Source organism: Pontibacter rugosus, from assembly GCF_042678745.1.
GTDB lineage: Bacteria > Bacteroidota > Bacteroidia > Cytophagales > Hymenobacteraceae > Pontibacter > Pontibacter rugosus.
Window position 1 is genome coordinate 1 of the sequence record NZ_JBHTLD010000491.1, and the last position, 669, is coordinate 669.

General features: G+C 34.2%; 1 protein-coding gene. It reads left to right on the forward strand.

The genetic code is table 11. The features are described from left to right. Positions 1 to 18: 18 nt before the first annotated feature. Positions 19 to 669 (forward strand): oligosaccharide flippase family protein (locus ACFQ2O_RS22080; RefSeq protein WP_377533156.1); only part of this gene is annotated, 651 nt, incomplete at its 3' end.

Genomic DNA, 669 nt, shown 5'->3' on the forward strand with positions numbered 1-669 from the left:
CTCTGACATTTTATTATTTTGAAGTTATCAGTACTTGCAAAGCCACTTAAAAGTGAGGGTTTTAAGAAATATGCACGAAATACTGGATGGTTGTTTGCAGAGCAAATTCTCCGCATATTATCAGGCATTCTAGTTGGCGTATGGACTGCAAGATATCTTGGTCCGGAATCTTTCGGTATATATAGTTATGCTATATCTTTTGTTGCTTTGTTCGGAGTGATTGCTAATTTAGGACTTCAAAGTATCACAGTTCGTGAGTTATTGAATTTTCCTGATCAGCAAAAGTCAATATTAGGAACAGCATTTTATTTGCAAATAATAGGTGCTCTATTTACAGTACTTCTTATTTGTGCTGTGCTTCCCTTCACTTCTAACAATGATCAAACCAACATCTATATACTTATTATAGCGAGTGGTTTATTTTTTCAAGCTTTCCAGGTAATTGACTCCTACTTCCAATCACAGGTTCTTGCGAAGTATATTTCTATCTGTCGCTTAGTGCAATTGTTTATTTCAGCTGTGTTAAAAGTTGCTTTTGTTTTGGCTGAAGCTGATTTGATTTATTTTGTTCTAATCATACTTATTGATAATTTAACGCTAGCACTTACCTTATCATTTGCATACTGGAAAAAAGGAAATCATACCTTCTACAAATCCTGGCATATCAGT